Here is a 546-nt window from a genome sequence, read left to right as displayed (position 1 = left end):
GCACATACTGCCGCAAACTGGCATCGTCGATGTAGTCAAGTAAATATTGCGCTTTAACCAGTCGATTATACTCCGTCAGAGCCTGTAATATTGGGTGTCCAGAAGGGTAACCAGACAGCTTTCTCACCAGCATTGCTTGTGTCGTCCGCTTTGTCTGAAGTGACAGAACAATACGCCTGATATCTTGCCATCCCGTTGTAATAACATTCGTTCTGATAGGCTTCTTTAGCGCCAGTATGGTGCTGCCTTGTTCACTTTCAGTCACATCAAACAGATCGTTGATGACACTATTGAACTGCGCGTATCGAGGTGCAAAGCTGTAACTGCATAGATCCAATAAGGCGAAGTTAACATGATTGACACCGTGCGTATCTGTCGAGAGCACATCTGGTTTGACATCGCTGCTGTTTGATTGCAGCAGATCATAAATATAGTGTGATTCATGCTCGTTAGAGCCGATGATCCGAGCATTGAGGGCGCTGTGGTTGGCCACCAGAGTCATGGCCGTGATCCCTTTGTTGGTGCCGAAATACTTAGAGGAGTACC

Annotated in this window: 1 protein-coding gene; it reads right to left on the bottom strand. The window is 46.9% G+C overall.

The features are described from left to right. Nucleotides 1-546, bottom strand: a 546-nt coding sequence (locus tag WR49_RS20345) for a Tn3 family transposase (protein WP_046225230.1), incomplete at both ends; no start/stop codon positions are given.

Source organism: Vibrio sp. ECSMB14106 (assembly GCF_000972265.1).
Classification (GTDB): domain Bacteria; phylum Pseudomonadota; class Gammaproteobacteria; order Enterobacterales; family Vibrionaceae; genus Vibrio; species Vibrio kanaloae.
The sequence above is the reverse complement of the archived record's forward strand: the minus strand, read 5'-3'. Positions and strand labels throughout refer to the sequence as shown.